Genomic DNA, 22,134 nt, shown 5'->3' on the forward strand with positions numbered 1-22,134 from the left:
ATTTCATACCTATTGGTCAAGGAAAATTCATAAATAAATATGAATGGAAATGCTTTGACGAAACAATAGGTATGGCCTAAGAATCTCCGGCTTCTACAAGCCGGAGAGGTTCAAGAAGTAAATTCATACACTATGCTAATTTCCTTTATTTAGTAAAATTGACTTCATTTAAAAGAATTGTATTCATCAAGTGAAATTTTCGAGACTGATAAAAAATGTAAAATAAAAATGAATATTATTCATCTAAAACAGACCTTTTCCAACTCATAACGGCAAGATTTCGAAATTAAGCTATAATATGTCAGACATCACAACAACAATGGAAAAAAACCGAACAAACGTTTTTAAAGGCAAGTTAGGACTTACTTTCGAAAAAATATAAATAGTGAGTATTTCATAAGAATATATTGAAGTTAAAACTTCAAATAATAATCGAGTGTTAACACGCTTAGTTATTATTTTTTCTCCATTTTAACTTATGTGTAGGGAGTTAACATACTCTCCCTAAACTATAAGTGCTTTTTTTATAAAACAAGATTGTTAGTAAGTGCTTACACGCGAAAAAGTTTATATAATTATTATTTCATATATTTACATGTACTTTGAAGGTTTTTCCACCTCTCAAAGTAAGGATGATTGAGTAGTCAATTATCCTATTTCATTATATCCAAATCAAACTTGAAAACACACCAATGGGTGTTTAAATACTCCCAATAATTTCCTAAGTTGATTTGAATTCTTTTTTTATTGATTAAGGGTGCAAGCGAGTACTTACACGCGAAAAACTTTAAATATTACACTTTTCATATACTCAATTGTACTTTTAAAGATGAAAGTTGTTAACAAACCCGTTTTTTTAAATTAACATGATGGAGTTAAACTCCCGCAATCATGTTATCATTCAAGTTCTTTTTTTAAATGATCAATCAGCTCTGTGACTTTGTCAAGCTGTGATTTGAATTCTTGTTCTCTGGGAGATCCCTTTACTTTTTCGTATTTCTCTTCAAGTGATGATTTTAACTCTTCTGCTTTTGCAAGTCTTGACTCGATATTGCTTTTATCTGCCATAATAACACCTGATAATAGGTATGTTTTTTAAGAGTAATGAATATTATTGTATGAGCTAAACTTTGATTAAGGGCTTAAATAGTGATTTAAAGGATGCAAGTAAGTACTTGCAGTCGAAAAACTTTATAAATGACTATTAGACAATATAAGATTAACAAAAACTTGTTTAGAGGTGAAAACATGAAAATATCAAAAACACTTAAAGGAATACTGGACTCAATGAACAGACCTCATGTGGAACCTTTCACTGTCGAGAGACTCAACAGAAAAACAGGTAAAATAGAACACGTCCACATGGTCCCGACCTCAGTTGACGGATACTACACCTTCCTGCCCTATATGCACTAAAACCATCACCTATTTTTTCTCTTTTTAACTTAAATCGACATATTTTTATACATTCATCATTATAGTAAATAACATGTGTATAACACAATTTAAGGGAGGAATCTAATTTGGCGATGAACATTAACATTGACGTAAACAACGAAAACGAGTTCAATCAGCAGCTGCAGATGTATCTTGCTCAAGGATACAATATGCAGAGTAATTTTAACGGAACAGCTATTTTAAAGAAAAAATCATACAGTCTGGCACTTCTTATTATCCTGCTCATATTCATTTTCCCGGTAGCGATCATATACTATCTGGTTGCCTCTGACGATATTGTGACTATAACCAATAAAAGCGTCCAGGGCTCCGGAGATTCAACATCAAAGCCATTCGACGGATACTGTGAAGAATGCGGTCACGGACTTTACAAAGAATCCAAATTCTGCCCGGGATGCGGAAAAGACGTGTCATTGGAAGGAATTGATGAAGATGAAAACGTTCCTCTTTGTCCGAACTGCGGAAAAGAAGTAAGCGAATCCAACAGGTTCTGTCCGAACTGCGGAAAAGATTTAACAGAAGAGGAAATTGTCGAAGAAAAGCGCAAATGTGACGAGTGCGGAGAAGAACTTCTCAGTGAAGCTAAATTCTGTCCGAACTGTGGAAAAGATTTAACAGAACAAGAAGAGGAAGAAAATGCCTTACTGCAGTAACTGTGGAAAAGAAATTAAAGAGGACTCCAAATTCTGCCCCCACTGCGGAGAAGGAGTTAAAGAAAAGACCCCTGAGACTACTTCAGGAATAATATGTCCGAAATGCGGTTCCACCATACCATTTGGAAGTACTGTATGTGTGAAGTGCGGAAATTCACTCAATCAGGACACACACACTGCAGCAATCGTAATCGGATACATATGCTCAATATTCCTGCCGCTTTTTGGAATAATCATCGGAATCTATCTTCTCACAAGACCTAACAAGGACGTCCACAAGCACGGAATAATAATGATAGTTCTAGCAATCATTCTGGCAATTGTCTATTATATGTGGTTTTCATACATGGCATACGTCAATTCAATGAGATATTACAATTATTATTATTAGTGATTTTATGGCGAGATTTTGCGATAAATGCGGACATGAGCTTGCAAATGAAAAGGGAAAATTCTGTGACAGATGCGGAGCTGAACTGAAATATGAGTCTGATTCATCTGCAGGCAGCAGCATGAATATTCCCATTTACACAGAAGAAAAAAGCATGGCAGTTGCAATGTTGCTCTCATTCATATTTGCAGGAACAGGAATAGCATATGCAGGCAATCTTGAAAAGGGAATTGGTATTTTTGTAGTTTCAATAATAGTGAATTTTATTACAATATCTACAGGAGGAATATTTTTTATTTTCACCCTGGCTGTGTGGATTGCAGGTATGGTTCTCACCTATAAGGAAGTTGAAAATGTCAACAATCAGCGCCGAATGATGCTGAACCAGCAATATCAAAACTGATAAGTGCAAAAAAATAACTGCTGAAGCAATCCTTATTATCAGACCGATGAAGGATCAAAAATATGCAAATCAAAAACTGCAGGAAGCTTATCCGGATGAGTATTCCTGGATGAGTGAAGATTCAAATGATAAGAGTTCTGAGAAATATGAAGATAACTAATCTTCATTTTCAACTATTTTTTCCAAATATTTACCTAATCTTTCAACAACAACCAAAGCATTGCCTGATTACCTGAAAAATGCCATATCATAACTGAATAGAATATAATAAAACAGAGGGTAAAAAATGTATCTGGAAACCTGCATAATATATAAAGACGGCAAGAGAGTTGAATTTGATTTTACTCCTTCAAACGAACTGTATTTAAAATTAAATGATTACTGCAAAGGCACATACGGATGTGAAAGTTTTTATACAAAAAAACTCTCGCAAAAAGACATAAACGAAATAAATCAGACAGATTCTTATTTAAAACCCTACTTAAAAACAGACTGCATACTGGACTTTATAATACACAGAAACATTATAATTAACGGATAAACTGTCAAACATCTGAATAGCTTAAAGAATCAGTCATTTACAAAATAGGAATAGATTTCATCCCTCACAGGACTTTCAAGTTTGAATTTGAAATTAACAATAGGCTGGTCTTTGCCGTTGATGTTCCTGTACACCTGCTTATATGTGATTGGAGTCAATTTACCTATATAGTAGAACTCAATTCCCTCATCGTTGCTTTTCTGAATGAATAATTCCACATCAAGACCATTATAGTTAATTAACGGTTCAAGTTCTGATGAGGAGGTTTTCCTGTTGTTTCTACTCATCCAGTTGAACACTTCTTTTGATATGAAATGGTCTTCGTAGTTGATTGTCTCTGAAATGTCTTCAGCCTTGTTGTAGGTTACAAAAATCGGACAGGTATTGTACTTTATCTTGTATCCCCCGATATTCTGCCCGTTCATGAAGTATTTCCAGTTGAGAATTCTTAAAACATCTTCACGGGAGTACTTTTCATATAACTTGAAATCTTCTTTTGAATCATATACGTTTTCATACTTGAAAAATCCGTATTTTAAAGCATCATTTAAATGGTCTACAAATACCTGACTGGTTAAAGCCTTTTTAAAATCCTCTGAGATTTCAAATCTGTAGCCCTTATTGTTTTTAAGGTCATTGTAGATATCCTCATTGAATTTGAAAAAGAGGTTTTCCGGCTTTTCAACTATTTTTTCAATTGTATTTGCCTGATATCCTTCGCCCTTTTCCTTTAAATAGAAATTAAGGCTTAAAAAGTTGATAGCTCCCTTAATGGAGTCAAACTGGTTTTCCAATCCGAAATTTTCTTTTAAACACTTTTCAATTTGCTCAACTGTAAAATACCTGTTGAACTTCAGGCATTCAAGAATTATAAGCTCATGGGGCCTGATTCCCTTCAAAAGCTTTTTGGATATGAATTTCAAGAAATCCGTATTGTCAATGTGGGATGTGTAGTCATCATCGACATCACATAAAAAGTCATGATATGTCTGATAATCCTTGTGTGCGAGGATTAACTCCGGATTGAATTCTGCATTGACGGCGAAGTCATATAATGAAGGAATCCTTCCAAGCTTGTATTTTAAATTCATGTACTTTTCCTTAAAGAGAGCCTTCCTGTTGAATGAAGTGTTGTTAATGGAGTCAAATATACGCTTTTTGGAAATTTCATCAAAGTTTATTGAAGAAGCGCCGGGAATAATCTTATTTCCTTCAATGAGATACTTTCTGATTCTGTCCTTATCATATGATCTGTCTCCTGAAAGTGCAATAGGAATCATGAAGTTGTTTTTGTAGTTTCCGATGAAATCCAGAATAACAACATACTCCTTGTTTTTATATTTCCTAAGACCTCTTCCAAGCTGCTGGATGAAAATGATTGGAGACTCTGTTGGTCTAACCAGAAGCACCTGATTGATTTCGGGAATGTCAACCCCTTCATTGAAGATGTCAACTGTGAAAATGAATTCGATTTTATCAGGGTTTTCATCGTTTGTAAGCCTGTCTATTGCATCAAGACGCTTTTCCTGTGAATCGTCACCTGTCAGAACCACTGACTTATAGCCTCTTTTGTTGAATTTCTCACTTAAAAGTTCAGCTTCCCGTTTTCTTGAACAAAAGACCAATGCTTTTCTTCTCTCTCCTGAGTATCCGTAAAACTCCGCTTTTTCTATTAGATAGTCAACACGCTTGTTGGAAGCCAGAAGATTGAAGTCTGTGAAGTTATCGTCAACGGTTTCGTCTTCAAACTCAACGTCAGTAATTCCAAAATAATGGAAAGGACATAAAAGGTTTTCCTCTAAAGCTTCCTGAAGTCTGATTTCATGGGCAATGTTGTTGTCGAAAAGATCGTATATGTTAAAGCCGTCTGTACGTTCAGGTGAAGCAGTCATTCCAAGCCAGAATTTAGGTTTGAAATAGCGGAAAATCTTGTGATAGCTTAAAGCTCCAGCCTTGTGGACCTCGTCGATGACAATATAGTCGAAATGTTCGGGACTGTAGCTTTCATAGACCTCATCCTTTGACATTGTCTGGATAGTTGCGAAAACATAGTTTTTATCGAAATCCTTGGAGTTTCCAGAAACTAAACCGAAGTTTTCATGGTCCTTGAAAACGTTCTTGTAGGCGTTTATTGATTGCTTTGCAATCTGTTCCCTGTGAACTAAAAAAAGAAATCTTTTTGGTCTGAAATCCTTAACGGCAAATGCTGAAGCGTAAGTCTTACCGGTACCTGTTGCTGAGACTAAAATGGCTCTCTTTTCACCGTGCTTTATGAGATTTCGCAGGTTTTCGAGAAACTCCTCCTGCATGATGTTTGGAGTTAAGTCTTTAACGTGCTTTTCTTTAAGCTCTTCTGTGATTTTTCTGATATTTTTAAAGTTTTTATTGTCATTGTAAATCTTTTCATAGGCCGGTAGGGCTTCACTTAAAGAATTTGCTTTATTCCACAGCTCCTTAAACTCATGTTTGATTGATGAGAGCATTTCACCTTCTTCTAAAGAGGTGAACTCCACATTCCACTCCTTGTTGACTGTTAGAGCATTCATTGTGAGATTTGAACTTCCCACGATGGCCTTGTAGGTGTTGTTCTTTTTAAAGATATATCCCTTTGTGTGGAAGCCCTCGCTTTCCTGTGAATACATCTTAACTTCAATGTTTGAAAATTCCTGAAGCTTTCTTAATGCCTTAGGTTCGGTAAAGTATAAATAGTCAGTGGTGAGGATTTTACCTTTAACGTTCAGTCTTTCAAGTCTTTTGAACTCCTCTAAAAGATGCATTAGTCCACCCATGGTTATGAATGCGGAAGACATTATAAACTCATCGCAGTTTTGAAGTTCAGAGACGATTGAATTGATTACTTTGGTGTTTTGACTGTTATAGACCAGTTTTGGTGTGAAATCTGTGTTGGAGTCATTGTTTAAGTTGATAAAAGCAGTTTTAGCTCCGTTTAAGATTTCATCCCGGTTCATTTTAATCATCCATAGTTTCTTTTAGATAATCTATAATCTGCAAATCCGCAGGAATCCAGTTTACCTCGCCAAGTTCTGATTTTTCAAGCCACCTGGCGTCGTTGTGTTCTAGAAGCTTTGGAGTTCCGCTTTCAATTATTGCTTCAAAACAGCTCATTTTAAGATAAAAAGTAGGATACTGATATTCCAAGTCTAAGGCGAATTTTGTGGGTTTTATAGTGCAGTCAAGCTCTTCTTTGATTTCCCTTATAAGTGCCTGCTCTTTTGTTTCCTCTGGCTCTATTTTGCCGCCAGGAAATTCCCACATGTTTATAAATTCCCCATATCCTCGCTTAGTGGCCAGAATTTTATTATCCTTTTTAATAATAGCTGCAACAACATTTAAAGTTTTCATAAGTTTTTCCTCTGGTTAAATATTTGGCAGCTTACGTTATATAGTTTTAATTTTAGAATAATATTAAACAGAATCAACTATGAACTAACTATGTCCAAAGTAATTAATCCATGATTAAACAATAATGTTTTAATCACTTCTTTAATAAATATTTCCAAATTATCCTCTTCAATATCCTCATTTCCAGGCGTTAGAGAAAAAGCACCAACAGATGGAATTATTAAATCAGATTCATAAAATCTTTGAGTTATATTTCCCGGATAGAGAACATAAGCCCCTTCAGTTTTTAAAATAGAATCTTTATATGTGTGCATTTTATAGATATCCCCATCTTTGAAAATATAGTCTTTCTCTTCTTCAGCATCCCTTTTATCTATCTCCTCATCAAGCTCAGTAGAATTAGTAATTTTTGAGTAAAAATTGCTAATTTCAAGCTCAGAGCGATATTTAGCATCAAAATGAATGTAGTGAGTTTCACCACCAATTGTAACAAGCAATGTATAGTCCGGCTTGAAAGCTAGAGAATATGACCTGTATTGTGATTTATCAGAAAATCTCAAGTTATAAAACAAATCAATTTTAATATCCTGACCATGTAAATTTAATTTAAAGTGTTTTACAGACTTAACACCTTTTTTAATACCAATAGACCAATTGTCCTTGTTGATTAGAAATACATCTTCAAAACTGATTTTATTAATGCTCAAATCATTTAAAACTTTTAATATTTTGAAATAACACCAATATTCATATAATTCAGACAGTTTCTTCTCAAATCCTTTGAATTGGTCGTTAACCTCATCCCAGCTTAATCTAAATGAAAATTCAAGCATTAAAAAGTAATGGAAAATTTCTCTGTAGCCTTCCTTTTTTTGCAAAATCTGAGAGTTGAACGGAACATAATCCATTGTAGAGATATGATTAAAGAATTTGGCAGACAAATAATACTCGATTTCATCTCTAAAATAGGATAGCTTATCTTTAATGTATCCTTCTTTAGAATTGGCACTCAGTTTTTCAACAAGATTTTGTATCAGCTCTAAAAAGTATTTTAAAAATCTGTTTTCAGGAATATCTATAACATCCTCATGTTTTATTTGGTCAATTTCATAAGGCAAATATCCATTTAGTTTTTTAGCAATTTCCAAATTAGAATCTGATTTAAACAGTTTATTCGGTTTTGTAACTATATTTTTTAACGTATTATGATTAACGTTAGATGCAAATGAAATTGGAACTGTTTCTGTGTGATTTTTTAGCTGAGAATGGAGGTTTTTAGAGAGATATTCAAAAATTGAAGGCAGATTATCCTGCCTGAAGAGATATTCTAAAAACATGAAATCTTCATATAAAGTCTCTTTTTTTCTTGAATCCAGTTCAAATTCCTGATATAATGGTGAATTGACTTCAAAAATTAGACTTAATGCCTGCTGGGATAAATCTGCAATCATTGAAGAGTATTGATTGAAATAGTCTATTTTTTTAGATCTTACTTCAATCGGGATTTTAATTGAAGAGACCTCATCTTTTTTAATATCTAAAAATGATTTACCAACATAACTTCTAAAGTTTAGAGTTCCAGCAACTTTATATTTGTTATTATCACCCAAATCAAATCGGAATTCTTTAAAATGATTATCATTCATTTTGGTTAAGGAATACAGTACATTATATGTTGCATTAACATCCCTTGACTCAAATAGTATCTGATATTCAGTTTCTTCTAAAAACATCAGATTTGCGAAATTAGATGTAGGGTTTTGCCAGTACTGAATCGGAGTCAAATTATCTGGTTCATCAACTAATGGAACATTCTTTAATGTTAGAGAACTTGAAATGTTAATGTCGGATTCTTTTTGAGAAGAATAGTCAATAGAACTAACACTTAAAACTCCCATATTGTTTGAATCATCATCTATCAGATTGATAATAACTTTTTGCTCGATCATTTAAATCTTTAATTTATAAATGAAACATATCTTTGATCAGACAATACTTTAGACATGTTTTGAAGCTTTAATGCTGAAGTATAATATCTACAATTGTCTTTAGTAACGTTAAAGTTCTTAGGATTTTCATTATTGTTTCTCTCAATCAGACAAAGATTGAATAATTTGGTTAGGACATTGCCAATAGCTTTTTCTGAACCATGGAGTTTAGGAAGTATTTTCTGTTTGATTTGAGCATCAAAATACCTTTCCCAGTTATCCCATTCTTCAGGAGAGTTTTCATATCTCCATGAAACAACCATAAATCTTAAAATTTCGTTGATTACTCTAAAACCAAAGTCAAAGCTTGAATCTTTAAGAGTTTCCTGAAATGCTGTTAGCTCCATGGCTAACTCATGCCATAAATTATCATCACCATAGGAAATTTTAGTGAAAATATCTTTTAAATCCATAATATTGAAATTTGAAATGTTTGATCCATCCAATGGAGACTGCAAGTATTCAATATCCCCTTCAAAATCATTTGAGTCCAGGCCAGACTCCATATACTGCGAAGCAGATAACGTGTCAAATTCTATTGTATTTGCCCTGTCAAGCACTTTCGGGGAAAACATATAAGTTGTTTCATCCACATTAACAGTTCCAATTATGAAAAGATTATCCGGAAGCTTTAATGTCCTGTCTTCACCATACAATGGAATTTCTTCACCGCTTTCAATAGCTGATAGGAAATCTGCAAAATATCTTTCAACATGTGAAAGGTTCATTTCATCCAAAATCAAGAAATATGGATTATCTGAGTCATCCTGAGCTTTGTTTATTAAATCATAAGCGGGAGTTGATTGATAATCTTCAGTGATTACATTATAATAACCTACAATGTTTGTGTTATCTGTCCAATTGGCACCAACTGGAACAATAATATATTTTGATGAATCTCCCTCAAAATCAATTAAATCAGTTTCTTCTTCTTTAAATTTATCACAGTCAAATTTTGGTTTGAAACTATCAAAATCAAAAGTATCTATTTTAAGTTCTACTTTAACCGGATTTCCAATATTTTCAGCTAAATAATTCTGCAATCGATTATTTGGTTTAAATGATACTCTTGGCATGACTCTAAATTTTGCATCGTATGAAGTGCCATCTATAATGAAATTGCACTCAACAAAACCATGTTTAAATGGAAGATATTCAAAAAATGCATTGCCCAACATCCATTGCCTATCTTTAGCTGCAGACTTATTAGCTTTGAGATTTAGAATAATAGAACCATTAGGATCTTTATAGTCAGATAAAATTTTTTTAATGTTATTGCAATCAATATTCAAATCAACGGTAGAATTTGAATTTTTTTCGTATAACTCTTTAAAATAAGATTTTAATTGGTCATTTGAATAAAACAACTGAAGTACAACATCAATACTTCCCTCAGCAGGAATATCATCTACAAACATGTCAAATTTTATTTCACATTTATCAATCGGGAAAATCTTTTTAAATTCTGCCTTCGGAAGTGTCCAACCCATATTTTTCCAAGAAGAGTAATTAGTTTTAGCTTTAACTGTAAAGTATCCTCCATCAGCAGAAATATGCTGAGTATTTCCCTCATCATAGACAAACTGAGCAAATAATTGAGATAATTTTGTTTTTCCAGTTCCTGAATTTCCAGTTAATATTTCAAAAGGCTTAACTTTTAAAGATAACAAATAATTTTCTATCAAATCTTTGTCAAAATAATATCCTTTTGATATTAAATAATTATAAAATGATACAACTTCTGATTTATTTGACATGATAAAAACCTACCCAAAGCAATTTTATGAAATGACAACAATTTTCCATAATCAATACAATTTATATATAACACAATATTAAAAAATGTCGATCGTTAACCAAATTTATGAAATCACAATTTATCTTTGAGACATCGATTTCACCAGACATTAACTTAGGCAACAATGTATCTCTTAGTTTAGTTAACTTATTTGTCTCAAGTTGATTGCTTTTAATCTCGTTAAATATGTTTTCAAATAATTCTTTAAATTCATTCAGTTTATTATTTGAAGGAATTAATACTGGAATCTTTTTAACTATTTTTGAATTAATAGCTTTCGCAATTGATGATGTACTTCCTAATTCTTCATAGTTAAAGTTTTTTAAGTATAAATAAAGATATTCTTTTGATATAGGACTATTTTCATCTAATTTAAAATGAGCAATAGCTTCATTAGTAACCATTTCTTCAGTTGTGATTCCGAGTCTTCCCACAGTAAGCTTAAAACTTAAAATAACTGTATCTTCTGGAATTAATTTAACATTAAACTTTTCAATAGCTTCTTCGGTAAGATATTCAGAAGTTTCAAAAACATATGTGCCAGAGTTTCCAAGATCTTTAATTGAAACCCATTTAACACCTTCTTTCTCTGAAAACCACCCTGTTTCTTTTCGAGGAGGAGTTTTTCCAATAGCTACATCAGAAATTTCGTCAAGAGTTTTATAATACCAATCCACTGGCATTAAACCAAAATCTGAAGTAATTAACTCATCTTCAGAATAATCATCAAAATTTCGGAATTCATTTTTAAAAACTGCATCCGCAATATAAAGTAAATTTTTATTTATTTCCTCATTTAACTTTATTTTATTATTAATTCCTTTAAGTATTTTTGATATTTTACATTGGGTTTCATAATCTTGAATTTCCAAAACCATATTGTTTAAATTATATTGGTTTAATTTTGGTTGTGCAGAACCTGTTATGTATCCAGAAATATTTGTATTATTCAATAAATAACATAAATAATGAATATCACATTCAGAATTAGTTTTAACAATATGTGCATGATTATTTACCCAAAATTTGCCTGAAACAACATTAGCAATTGGTTGAGATCTAGAATTTAGATTTTCACCATCTTCAGCTATTAATAAATATTCTCCATCAAAAATATATTCATCAAGACTATCAATTATTCCTTGAGCACCATAATATGGATATTTTCCTTTTTTAGTTTCTCTTTCAGACGAAGATAATGGTATCCGTTCTTTATCAAAATTTATTGTCAATTCAGAAAACTTTCTTAACTCTAAACTCAAATAAATCTTTCATTAAATTTGAGTTTAAAATTTAAAGATTACAAAATTGGCGACATTGAGAAGTTGTTTTAGTGGAACTCCATCAATAAAGAAAGATGAATATTAGAATTGAAATATTGGTTGGATAACACTAAAGATTTATCTTCACATGATGATTTTTATATCTCCAGAGGAGAACGTAACATTTCAGAGGAAGGATTAAATAATTCCAGTGCAAGATTATTTCCAAAAAATACAGTACTAAGGACATCCAGAGCACCAATTGGAGATGTCGCAATAGCCAATAATGAATCATCAACAAATCAAAAAATTATAACTGAATACTAAAACTAACATTTTTAAATTAATGCCAAATTGATGTTTCTAAAAAATACTTATAAATAAAATTAATTTAAGAAAAAACATTTACAATATTAAATTTAAAATATTAATTGATAAGTATGAATGAATCCAAATTTATCGAATTAATTTTTGACACAATAAATGAATTTCAAGGAAAATTAAGTATTGGTGAATATAAAATAATTATATTAAACTTAATTTTTTTAAAATATGTTTCTGATGAATTTGAAATCAAAAATCAAGAACTTCTCGATGAAGGGATGGGATTTGAAGATGATATTGATGAATATACCTCTGAAAATATATTTTATATGCCTCTCAAAGCTCGTTGGGAATTTATTTCTAAAAAAACATATTCTGAAGAGAATGGTTACACTATTGATAATGCAATGAAATTAATTGAAGATGCCAATCCGCAATTAAAAGGTATTTTTTCAAAAAACTTTGGAAATCCCGAAATAGATAAAAAACATCTAGGAGAACTAATTGATTTATTTAATAATATCTCATTCAATGATTACTCCCCAAATGAAAGATTTTGGAGTAACATTTATGAAACATGTCTTTATAGATTCTTCCAAGCTGAAGGTAAAAAATCAAGCGAATCATACACTCCTATTGGTATAATTAAAGTATTAGTCAATATACTTAAACCAAATGCCGGTCGAGTTTATGACCCTTGTTGTGGTACTGGAGGAATGTTTATACAACTTGATAAATTCCTTGAAAATCAAAATATTCCTATTCAAAATTTCTCTTTTTACGGTCAAGAAATAAATAATGATCGATGGAAATTATCTAAATTAAATACCATTATCCATAAGCTTGATGTTGATATAGGAAGTTATTCGAGTGATACCTTAAGGACTGATATACATCCTTTAATAAAAGCAGATTATATTTTAGCAAATCCAAAATTTAACATGGACAAATGGGGTTTTGAAGAACTGCAAGATAGTCCGATGTGGAAATATGGAATCCCCCCAAAAGGAAATGCAAACTTCGCATGGATACAATATATGATTTATCATTTGTCACCAAAAGGAAAAATTGGATTAGTTCTAGCTAATGGTTCACTATCCTCAAAAGGAAAAATTAGGCAAGCTATTATTGAAGATGATTTAGTCGAATGTATTGTAGCATTACCTACACAATTATTCTATGCTGGAGGAATACCTGTTTCTCTATGGTTTTTAAATAAAGCTAAAAAACAAAAAGGTAAGACTTTATTTATTGATGCTAGTAAAATGGGAACTATGGTTTCCCGTAAATTACGTGAACTAACTGATGAGGATATAGAATTAATTGCTGATACTTTCACCAAATTTGAAGAAGGAACACTCGATGATGAAAAAGGATTCTGCAAAGTCAGTGATCTAGAAGAAATTAAAAAACACGAATTCATATTAACCCCTGGAAGATATGTAGGATTTAAACCAGAAAAAGATGATGGCATACCATTCAAAGAAAAAATGAATAAACTAACTACTGAGCTTTATGACTTAATGGACGAGTCTGAAGCACAAAATAAAAAAATAAAGAAGATTTTAAATGAAATTGAATTTAAATAATTTTTAATTCAGAAGATTTTAATGAGCATAATCAATAGTTTTTTAAAGTCGCACAAATTTGAGTTTAGTTTATTTAGATGAATTATGTGATTCCATATCTGAAACTTATGATAAAAATACTGAGAATATTGTATTAATTAATACGTCTGATGTTTTTAACGGTAAAGTTTTAAATCATGAATTTGTTCCAAATAAAGATATTAAAGGACAATTTAAAAAGTTATTTCAAAAAGGAGACATTTTATATTCAGAAATTAGACCTGCTAATAAACATTATGCTTTTGTCGATTTTGAATCAAAAGATTATGTTGCATCTACAAAACTAATGGTATTACGTCCTAAAAAAGAAAAAATAAGATCAAAATATTTATATTATATTTTAAAGAATAAAGATATTGTTAATTTTTTACAAGGTTTGGCCGAATCAAGATCAGGAACATTTCCACAAATAACTTTCTCTGAATTATCAACAATTGATATTGATTTACCATCTCTTGAAAATCAAGATATTATTGTAGAAATTATAGATACTATTGAATCAAAGATTGAAAATTTAGAAAAGATAAATAAAAATTTACATTTATTATCAAAAAATATTTTTAAATATTACATGGAAGATTTCTGCCCTTTTTTAGAAAATGGGATGCAAAATTCTGAATTAGGCAATATACCAATAGATTGGAAAGTTCATGATTTTAATTCAATAGCAGATATTTTTAATGGATATTCCTATAAAGGGAATGAATTACAGCCTTCAAATTCTGCTATGGCAACTATTAAAAATTTTAATCGTGATGGTAGTTTTAGAAGTGATGGATTTAAAGAGATTGTTTATTCAGAAAAAATTAAAGAACAACATTTTGTTAATGAAAATGATGTTTTAGTGTCTTGTACTGACGTTACTCAAGATGCAGACATTATTGGTAATTGTGTTTTATTATTGGATAAACGGGGCTACAATGAAGTAATTATGTCTATGGATTTAGTGAAAGTTGAATCTAAAATTCCTGAGATTAATAATTTTTTATTAGCGGCTATTTTAAAAAGTTATAGATTTAAAATGCATATTTTAGGTTATGTAAATGGCACTACTGTTCTTCATTTGGATAAAAAAGGAATTAAAAAATTTAGATTAGCATTACCTTCTGATTTATCTATTTTAAAAGATCTTAGCAACATCATGGAACAAATATATAATCAAATTTCAATTAATATGAAAGAGATTAATAATTTAACAAAATTACGTGACACTTTACTTCCAAAGTTAATGTCCGGTGAGATTGATGTCTCGAAGATAAATTGTGACATGCCTCCCAAGACACAAGAGAATTGTATTAATAATTTTACATCGCTACAACAAAATAAATTAGTAGAGGTGATAATATGAAAACTAAAATTATTTCAAAAATCCAAAATCAAATGAAACCTTACTTAAATCAAGGACAATACATCAAATTAACCAATTCATTATTAAATTCACTTCAAGACATAGATATAATTGATAACAATAATGAATTAAGTGAAATAGATAATTTTAAACTACTAAAACTTTTTTTATCCGCTAAACAAGTCGAAGGCTGCTCTAAAAAAACAATAAAATATTACCAAACCACAATTGAAAAAATGTTAATAACCATTAAAAAACAAGTTTATAACATTAATACTGATGATTTAAGAAAATACCTTTTCGAACACAAAAATGAAAGACATTCTTCAAAAACAACAATAGACAATATAAGAAGAATTTTTTCAAGTTTCTTTTCATGGTTAGAAGATGAAGATTATATCATAAAAAATCCAGTTAGACGAATTCATAGAGTAAAAACTGGAAGAGTTGTAAAAGAAGTATTAACTGATGAAAATTTAGAAGTTTTAAGAGACAATTGTGAAGAAATAAGAGATCTTGCAATGGTTGAACTTCTAACTTCAACAGGAATAAGAGTTGGGGAATTAGTACGATTAAATATAGAAGACATTGATTTTTATGAACGAGAATGTGTTGTATTTGGAAAAGGAGAAAGTGAACGAATTGTATATTTTGATGCAAGAACAAAAATACATTTACTCGAATACTTACAATCAAGAATTGATGAAAATCCAGCATTATTTGTTTCATTAAACAGCCCATATGACCGATTAGGAATTAGTGGAGTAGAAACAAGATTAAGAGAACTTGGAAATAAATGCAACATTAACAAAGTGCACCCCCACAAATTTAGAAGAACAATGGCAACAAATGCAATTGATAAAGGAATGCCAATAGAACAAGTACAAAAATTATTAGGCCATGTTCAAATTGATACCACCATGCAATATGCAATGGTTAATCAGAGCAATGTAAAATTAGCCCATAGGAAATTTATTGGATAAATTATTGTTTAGTTTTCTGATAATCTTATAAATTATTTATATAACATTGTTATAATTAATATCAATAACGCTCAAATTAATGTTAAAATTAAAAAATAAGAACAAATAGCTATTTTGTATAAAAAATATAAAAAAAGAATAATAGTAACAACCATTATTCTAAATCACAATTTATCTTTGAGACATCAATTTCACCAGACATTAATTTAGGAAGTAAAGTATCCCTTAAATTAGTTAAATATTCAATTTCAAAATAATTATTAGATATTTTATCATAAATTTCTTTAAATGGTAATTTTTCAATTATTTCAATTGGAGGCACAACTAATTCTAAATTAGCGATGATATCTTTACTTAAATTCTGCTGTACTGATCCACTAGCTAAGTTTTCAATTTCTTTTTGATTAAATAATAAAAATAAATATAAAAACAAAGTCTTATTAAAATCATTACAAATCATTGCACAGCATGCTTGGTTAGTTGTCGCTTCATGTTTAAGCAAACCAATACGTGCAGCAGTTCCTTTTCCATATAACGCCATAATAATACTGTTAATTGGCAATAATTTTGCTGAACTATTTTTTAATCCTAATTCAGTAATATGTTCTTCACTTTTAATTATAATATTATTGTTAATTTCACCAGTTTTTAACCATGGAATAGTACCATTATCCCAATAATCTGGTTCTCCACGTTTTGGAGTACCTCCATTCTTCATATCATCTACAAATTCTTCAATTAATTGAACAGACCAATTTTCAGGTATTTCACCAAGAGTAGTTGATATAAAATTGCCTTGGGAATAAGGTTCAAAATCAATGAAATGATATCTATAAATTGATTTAGCTAACTCTTGTAAATTTTTATTTATTTTCTCATTGATTCCAATTTTTTTATCAATCAAACTCAAATAATATACTATTTTTTGTTGAACATCTAATGGAGGTAATTTTAAAGGTATTTCTTCAATTACTGCTCTTTTTGAAATATTAACTTGGACAGAACCAGTAGAACGTGAAACTAATGAATTATAACCTTCATAAGAACTAAAAAAATACTTTAAAAATTCTGGAAGAATTAAATCCTTATTTACTCTTAAAGTTAATAAAGCTTGGCTAATAATTCCCTTTGGGTCATCATGTTTAATTATTGAAACTTTACCCACCGTACCTGAACAACTAATAATTAAATCATCAGGATAAGTTGTAAAACGTTTTAATGATTGATATTTTTCTTCATCAATAAAATACCTAAAAATTCTATTATCATATATTGCATTTTGTTGTTCATAAACAGGAATACCCTCAGATTTCATTTCAGCTCTTTTTAATGCAGACCCAAACGGTCCTCTAATGTATCCTTTCTCTGATAAAACATCCTTAAGAACAACATCATTCCATTCTAAACTCAAATTTACCACTCCTTTTTAAAAAAAATTCTAAATTCAAATCTAGAATTCGAAACCAATCTCCTTTAAACTTTGACGAATCTTAGCTTCAAGCTCATTAGATTCTTTAAATAATCCATCAAGTTCACTAGTCAATGTTTTCATCTTCTCTTCAAATGGAATCCCATCATCTTCTTCAGGTTTAAATCCTACATAACGTCCAGGAGTCAATATGAAGTCATGTTTTTTAATTTCATCCAAATCACTTACTTTACAGAATCCTTTTTCGTCTTCAAGTGTTCCTTCTTCAAATTTAGTGAAAGTATCAGCAATTAAATCAATATCCTCATCAGTCAGCTCACGAAGTTTTCTTGAAACCATTGTTCCCATTTCACGTGCATCGATAAAGAGAGTTTTACCTTTCTGTTTCTTGTCACGATTTAAAAACCACAGACAAACTGGTATTCCAGTAGTATAGAACAGTTGTGTTGGCAATGCTACAATACATTCCACCAAATCATCTTCAACAATAGCTTGTCTTATTTTCCCCTCACCAGAAGTGGTGGAAGACAGTGACCCGTTAGCCAATACAAGCCCTATTTTTCCTTTTGGTGATAAATGATGTATCATATGCTGCATCCATGCGAAGTTTGCATTTCCTTTTGGAGGAATACCATATTTCCACCTCACATCATCCTGCAGCTGTTCCTGACCCCATTTTTTAAGGTTGAACGGAGGATTTGCCATTACAAAATCAGCCTTTAATGTCGGATGCAAGTCATTCATAAAAGTATCTTCCTGATGTTCTCCAAGGTCTGCTTCAAGTCCACGAATAGCTAAGTTCATTTTAGCCATTTTCCATGTGGTAGGGTTTGATTCCTGACCATAAATTGATATTTTTTTTATGTTACCGCTGTGGTTTTCTATGAAATGCTTGGACTGGACAAACATTCCCCCTGAACCGCAGCACGGGTCGTATACACGCCCATCATAAGGTTTTAAAACTGAAACAAGTGTTTTTACAACACATGCAGGAGTATAGAACTCACCTGCCTTTTTACCTTCAGTTTCTGCAAACATACTTAAGCAGTATTCATAAGTACGTCCAAGAATATCTTTTTTATCCCCTTTATCAGACATCTGGACATTTGTAAAGATATCAATTACTGCACCAAGTTTCTTTTTATCAAGTTCCGGCCGTGAGAAGTTTTTAGGTAGAATCCCCTTAAGGGATTTGTTTTTATCTTCAATGGCTTTCATTGCATTATCAATTGTCACACCATTTTCTGCAGTGTTTGCCTTCTCAGCAATTTTATCCCAACGAGCTTCAGGAGGAACAAAAAATATGTTTTCTGATGTGTATTCATCAATATCTTCTTCAAATCCTGCACCTTCATCTACCAGTTCCTGATATCTTTCTTCAAATTTATCTGAGAGATATTTTAAAAAGATTAATCCCAGTACTACATGTTTGTATTCTGCCGCATCCATTGAACCTCTCAGTTCATCAGCTGCGTCCCATATTTGCTTTTCAAAACCTATTTCTGACGTATTTTCTTTTGCCATTAAATCACCTATGCTGATTCATCTACCCATAATTCGCATTGTGCGATAACTTTTTCAAGTGCTCCCGCCATTTCTTTTGGAGGATAATCATATTTTTTAAGCAGTCTTTTTACAGTTCTTCTCATGTTTGCTCTTGCTGATTCTTTTTTCTGCCAGTCTATTGTTCTGTTTCTTCTTAACGAATCTGTAAGCTCCTGCGTAATTTTAATTAAAGTTTCATCATCGTAGAAGTCGTGGATATTCTGAGGAAGAGCAATCGCATTGTAAAATGCCAGTTCCTCTTCACTAAGGCCTAATTTTTCTCCTTCCAAGTGAGCATCACGCAGTAATTTCGCAATTTTGATTAACTCTTCTATAACCTCATCGTTTGTAATGTGGCCGTTAATGTAACTGTTCATAGTCTGTTTCAGCAAGTCTGAAAATTCCTCTGATTTTACGATATTGGTTCTTTTATATCCTTTTACCTGGTCATTGAGCAGTTTTTCTAAAAGAGAAATTGTCATGTTTGATGACTCCATTGCCCTCACTTTATCTAAAAATTCAGGATCAAAAAGAGAAACTTCATCACTGACGTTGATGACATTAATTACTCCAGTGCTTTTTATTGACTGGTTGAGCAGTTCTGTAATCTGTTTGTTGATTTCAGATAAAGATAATTTTTCTTTTGAAGAAACTTTAACAAGCACTGTCCTTACCGCTTCAAAAAATGCGGCTTCAAATCTTTCTTTTTCCTTAGCTCTGCTTCTGCAGAGTGACAGCCATTTCTTTAAAAGCAATGCTTCTTTTAAAAACGAATCCTTATTATCTTTGTGAGATAAATCTTCCATGAAGTTTACACCACCAGTGATGACTTTTGATCTTTCCAGATTACTGTCACCGAAGAATTTGGAGTAATCAAATCCATGGAATCTATCACGACAGACTTCAAGCTTTTCCTGAAATTTCGGATATGCTATATTGTCAACGTCCATATCTCCGTAATTTTTATTGTCCCTTTCTGTATATTCACTCATTGCTTTTTTAAGCTCTGATGCAATTCCGATATAATCAACAATGAGTCCACCTTTTTTATCCTTAAATACCCGGTTTACACGAGCAATTGCCTGCATTAAATTGTGTCCTTTCATAGGTTTGTAGACATACATTGTTGCAAGTGAAGGCACGTCAAATCCTGTAAGCCACATGTCAACTACAATAGCTATTTTCATAGGGTCTTCATCATCCTTGAATTTCTTTTCAAGTTCCTTTTTATAGGATTTATCCCCAATGATTTCATGCCATTCTTCAGGATCCTTATTGGAACCGCTCATGACCACTTTTACCTTTTCATCCCAATCTGGTCTGAGTTCCAGTATTTTTTCATACATTTTAATGGCAATTGACCTAGAATATGCTACAATCATTGCTTTACCTGTCAATTCTATAGCCCTGTTGTCTTCATAATGATGCACAATGTCTGTACAAATATCATCAATGATTTCCGGTGCGCCAAGCAATGATTCCATTTTACTTAGCTCACGTTTGCTTCTCTCGATATTGTATTCTTCAGCCTGCTGTCTTAACTCCCAGTATTTATCATCGATTTTTTGCAAAATTGTCTCATCAAGTTTTATCTCAGCAATACGGCTTTCATAGCTTATAGGTACTGTTGCACCGTCTTCTACTGACTGTGTCATGTCGTAAATGTCAATGTAGTTTCCGAAAACTTCACGTGTGCTTTTATCTGACCTTGAAATTGGCGTTCCTGTAAATCCAATATAAGTTGCATTTGGAAGTGCATTACGTATTCTTCTTGCAGCACCAATCTTGATTTCACCTGTTTCTGGATTTACTGTCTCTTCAAGACCATACTGGCTGCGGTGCGCTTCATCGGATATTACAATAACATCATCCCTATCTGTTAGAGATTCATCATAATCATCGAATTTCTGCATTGTTGTGAAAAATATTCCATTAGCCTGCCTGTCCTTAAGCAAATCCTTTAGATTTTTCATGCTTGTGGCCTGTTTTGGAGTTTGTCTTAAAAAGTCACCGCATTTTGTAAATTGTGCAAATAACTGATCATCCAAATCGTTCCTATCCGTTATTACAACAAAAGTTGGACTTTCAAGTCTTTGCTGGAGCTTGTTTACATAAAATACCATTGACAGGCTTTTTCCACTACCCTGAGTGTGCCAAAATACTCCCGCCTTGTGGTCACTTTCAATAGCTTTAACGGTAGACTCAACAGCCTTGTTTACCGCAAAGTATTGGTGATACGCCCCTAAAATCTTTACTTTATTAGCTGAATCGTTGGAAAATGTTATAAAATTCTTTAAGATATCCAAGAATCTGTTTTTCTCAAATATTCCTTCAAAAAATGTTGTAAAATCAGCCCATTGTGTTGACTCATAACTTCCATCAGTTGTTTTCCATTCCATGAATCTGTCTTCATTTGCAGTGATTGTTCCTGCCTTTGATATTGACAAATCACTCATAACACAAAAGGCATTGTAATTAAATAGAACAGGAATAACCTGCATATATTTTTTAAGCTGAGTATATGCTTCAGAAGTATCAGTATCATCTCTTGAAGGAGATTTCAGCTCACAAACAACCAACGGCAAACCGTTTACAAACACAACAACATCAGGTATTTTGGTTTCCTTATCAACAACAGTCCACTGATTGATAACCGTAAACAAATTTGAGTCGATATTGTCATAATCAATCAGTTTAACGTGAGTGGACTCCTCTTTTCCGTCACGCCAATAGCTTACGTTAATACCATTTTGAAGATATCCCATAAACTTGTTGTTAATCTCTTCCAGTGACCCAATACCCAAATCCTGGATGTTTTCAATAGCTTTATCCACAGCTTCACGATCTAAGGATTTGTTGATACTGTATAAATTATCCAGATCATGAACAAAAAGAGGATTTTTGTGTTCTCTATCTATGTCAGGACCATAATAATTACTGTAACCCAATGATTGGAACAGCTCCATTATGGATTTTTCATATGCTTCTTCATTATAGATTGAAATTTTAATCAACTCCAA

Annotated in this window: 18 protein-coding genes; 9 read left to right on the forward strand and 9 right to left on the reverse strand. The window is 31.7% G+C overall.

From position 1 onward, the window contains the following. Nucleotides 1-897 precede the first annotated feature (897 nt). Nucleotides 898-1,068 (reverse strand): hypothetical protein, encoded by a 171-nt coding sequence (locus QZN33_RS09420; protein WP_296791541.1) that lies wholly within the window; start codon nucleotides 1,066-1,068, stop codon nucleotides 898-900. Nucleotides 1,069-1,248: 180 nt separating this feature from the next. Between QZN33_RS09420 and QZN33_RS09425 the strand changes: the two genes are divergently transcribed. The 5 genes from QZN33_RS09425 (at nucleotide 1,249) to QZN33_RS09445 (ending at nucleotide 3,446) form a co-directional block, all read left to right on the forward strand. Continuing rightward, entirely contained in the window at nucleotides 1,249-1,416 is a 168-nt protein-coding gene (locus QZN33_RS09425) for a hypothetical protein (protein WP_296791544.1), read from the forward strand. Nucleotides 1,417-1,529: 113 nt separating this feature from the next. Further along, entirely contained in the window at nucleotides 1,530-2,111 is a 582-nt protein-coding gene (locus QZN33_RS09430; RefSeq protein ID WP_296791600.1) for a zinc ribbon domain-containing protein, read from the forward strand. Beyond that, nucleotides 2,095-2,502 carry a zinc ribbon domain-containing protein gene (locus QZN33_RS09435; RefSeq protein ID WP_296791546.1) on the forward strand — a complete coding sequence of 136 codons (408 nt, stop codon included), beginning with the start codon at nucleotides 2,095-2,097 and terminating at the stop codon, nucleotides 2,500-2,502. The genes QZN33_RS09430 and QZN33_RS09435 overlap by 17 nt, the downstream gene beginning before the upstream one ends. 7 nt (nucleotides 2,503-2,509) lie before the next feature. Then, the gene (locus QZN33_RS09440; RefSeq protein ID WP_296791549.1) at nucleotides 2,510-2,905 is read left to right on the forward strand and encodes a zinc ribbon domain-containing protein; all 396 of its coding nucleotides are present in this window, start codon (nucleotides 2,510-2,512) and stop codon (nucleotides 2,903-2,905) included. A gap of 286 nt (nucleotides 2,906-3,191) precedes the next feature. Continuing rightward, entirely contained in the window at nucleotides 3,192-3,446 is a 255-nt protein-coding gene (locus tag QZN33_RS09445) for a hypothetical protein (RefSeq protein WP_296791552.1), read from the forward strand. Between the two features lie 29 nt (nucleotides 3,447-3,475). Here QZN33_RS09445 and QZN33_RS09450 read toward each other — a convergent pair whose 3' ends face one another. From QZN33_RS09450 to QZN33_RS09470, 5 genes are all read right to left on the reverse strand, one after another. Then, nucleotides 3,476-6,415, reverse strand: a complete 2,940-nt coding sequence (locus tag QZN33_RS09450) for a DEAD/DEAH box helicase (protein ID WP_296791555.1) — start codon at nucleotides 6,413-6,415, stop codon at nucleotides 3,476-3,478. Nucleotide 6,416: 1 nt separating this feature from the next. Continuing rightward, on the reverse strand, nucleotides 6,417-6,809 hold the full coding sequence (locus QZN33_RS09455) for a (deoxy)nucleoside triphosphate pyrophosphohydrolase (protein ID WP_296791559.1): 393 nt from the start codon (nucleotides 6,807-6,809) through the stop codon (nucleotides 6,417-6,419). A gap of 77 nt (nucleotides 6,810-6,886) precedes the next feature. Next, nucleotides 6,887-8,758, reverse strand: a complete 1,872-nt coding sequence (locus tag QZN33_RS09460; protein WP_296791562.1) for a DUF2357 domain-containing protein — start codon at nucleotides 8,756-8,758, stop codon at nucleotides 6,887-6,889. Between the two features lie 8 nt (nucleotides 8,759-8,766). Further along, nucleotides 8,767-10,554 carry an McrB family protein gene (locus tag QZN33_RS09465; protein WP_296791565.1) on the reverse strand — a complete coding sequence of 596 codons (1,788 nt, stop codon included), beginning with the start codon at nucleotides 10,552-10,554 and terminating at the stop codon, nucleotides 8,767-8,769. 61 nt (nucleotides 10,555-10,615) lie between these two features. Further along, complete coding sequence (locus QZN33_RS09470; RefSeq protein ID WP_296791567.1) at nucleotides 10,616-11,857, reverse strand: restriction endonuclease subunit S; 1,242 nt, start codon at nucleotides 11,855-11,857, stop codon at nucleotides 10,616-10,618. Between the two features lie 120 nt (nucleotides 11,858-11,977). Here QZN33_RS09470 and QZN33_RS09475 point away from each other — a divergent pair, with 120 nt between their 5' ends. The 4 genes from QZN33_RS09475 to xerA all read left to right on the forward strand — a co-directional run bounded on the left by QZN33_RS09475 (nucleotide 11,978) and on the right by xerA (nucleotide 16,140). Next, entirely contained in the window at nucleotides 11,978-12,184 is a 207-nt protein-coding gene (locus tag QZN33_RS09475) for a restriction endonuclease subunit S (protein ID WP_296791570.1), read from the forward strand. Between the two features lie 113 nt (nucleotides 12,185-12,297). Beyond that, nucleotides 12,298-13,770, forward strand: a complete 1,473-nt coding sequence (locus tag QZN33_RS09480; RefSeq protein WP_296791572.1) for a type I restriction-modification system subunit M — start codon at nucleotides 12,298-12,300, stop codon at nucleotides 13,768-13,770. A gap of 58 nt (nucleotides 13,771-13,828) precedes the next feature. After that, nucleotides 13,829-15,157, forward strand: coding sequence for a restriction endonuclease subunit S (locus QZN33_RS09485; protein ID WP_296791575.1), 1,329 nt, complete (start codon nucleotides 13,829-13,831; stop codon nucleotides 15,155-15,157). Then, nucleotides 15,154-16,140, forward strand: coding sequence for a site-specific tyrosine recombinase/integron integrase (xerA, locus tag QZN33_RS09490; RefSeq protein WP_296791578.1), 987 nt, complete (start codon nucleotides 15,154-15,156; stop codon nucleotides 16,138-16,140). The genes QZN33_RS09485 and xerA overlap by 4 nt, the downstream gene beginning before the upstream one ends. Before the next feature lie 154 nt (nucleotides 16,141-16,294). Here xerA and QZN33_RS09495 read toward each other — a convergent pair whose 3' ends face one another. The 3 genes from QZN33_RS09495 to QZN33_RS09505 are packed head-to-tail and all read right to left on the reverse strand — an operon-like array spanning nucleotide 16,295 to nucleotide 22,128. Then, complete coding sequence (locus QZN33_RS09495) at nucleotides 16,295-17,551, reverse strand: restriction endonuclease subunit S (protein WP_296791580.1); 1,257 nt, start codon at nucleotides 17,549-17,551, stop codon at nucleotides 16,295-16,297. A gap of 39 nt (nucleotides 17,552-17,590) precedes the next feature. Next, complete coding sequence (locus QZN33_RS09500) at nucleotides 17,591-19,093, reverse strand: class I SAM-dependent DNA methyltransferase (protein ID WP_296791583.1); 1,503 nt, start codon at nucleotides 19,091-19,093, stop codon at nucleotides 17,591-17,593. Between the two features lie 8 nt (nucleotides 19,094-19,101). Then, nucleotides 19,102-22,128, reverse strand: a complete 3,027-nt coding sequence (locus QZN33_RS09505; protein ID WP_296791586.1) for a type I restriction endonuclease subunit R — start codon at nucleotides 22,126-22,128, stop codon at nucleotides 19,102-19,104. Nucleotides 22,129-22,134 lie beyond the last annotated feature (6 nt).

The sequence above is a fragment of the uncultured Methanobrevibacter sp. genome, assembly GCF_900314615.1.
In the GTDB taxonomy this organism is placed as follows: Archaea; Methanobacteriota; Methanobacteria; order Methanobacteriales; family Methanobacteriaceae; genus Methanocatella.

Coding starts and splice junctions, on each gene's coding strand:
- QZN33_RS09420 (WP_296791541.1), bottom strand. CDS start 1,068: ATGGCAGATAAAAGCAATATCGAGTCAAGACTTGCAAAAGCAGAAGAG.
- QZN33_RS09440 (WP_296791549.1), top strand. CDS start 2,510: ATGGCGAGATTTTGCGATAAATGCGGACATGAGCTTGCAAATGAAAAG.
- QZN33_RS09435 (WP_296791546.1), top strand. CDS start 2,095: ATGCCTTACTGCAGTAACTGTGGAAAAGAAATTAAAGAGGACTCCAAA.
- QZN33_RS09480 (WP_296791572.1), top strand. CDS start 12,298: ATGAATGAATCCAAATTTATCGAATTAATTTTTGACACAATAAATGAA.
- QZN33_RS09455 (WP_296791559.1), bottom strand. CDS start 6,809: ATGAAAACTTTAAATGTTGTTGCAGCTATTATTAAAAAGGATAATAAA.
- QZN33_RS09430 (WP_296791600.1), top strand. CDS start 1,530: ATGAACATTAACATTGACGTAAACAACGAAAACGAGTTCAATCAGCAG.
- QZN33_RS09465 (WP_296791565.1), bottom strand. CDS start 10,554: ATGTCAAATAAATCAGAAGTTGTATCATTTTATAATTATTTAATATCA.
- xerA (WP_296791578.1), top strand. CDS start 15,154: ATGAAAACTAAAATTATTTCAAAAATCCAAAATCAAATGAAACCTTAC.
- QZN33_RS09450 (WP_296791555.1), bottom strand. CDS start 6,415: ATGAACCGGGATGAAATCTTAAACGGAGCTAAAACTGCTTTTATCAAC.
- QZN33_RS09500 (WP_296791583.1), bottom strand. CDS start 19,093: ATGGCAAAAGAAAATACGTCAGAAATAGGTTTTGAAAAGCAAATATGG.
- QZN33_RS09460 (WP_296791562.1), bottom strand. CDS start 8,758: ATGATCGAGCAAAAAGTTATTATCAATCTGATAGATGATGATTCAAAC.
- QZN33_RS09445 (WP_296791552.1), top strand. CDS start 3,192: ATGTATCTGGAAACCTGCATAATATATAAAGACGGCAAGAGAGTTGAA.
- QZN33_RS09425 (WP_296791544.1), top strand. CDS start 1,249: ATGAAAATATCAAAAACACTTAAAGGAATACTGGACTCAATGAACAGA.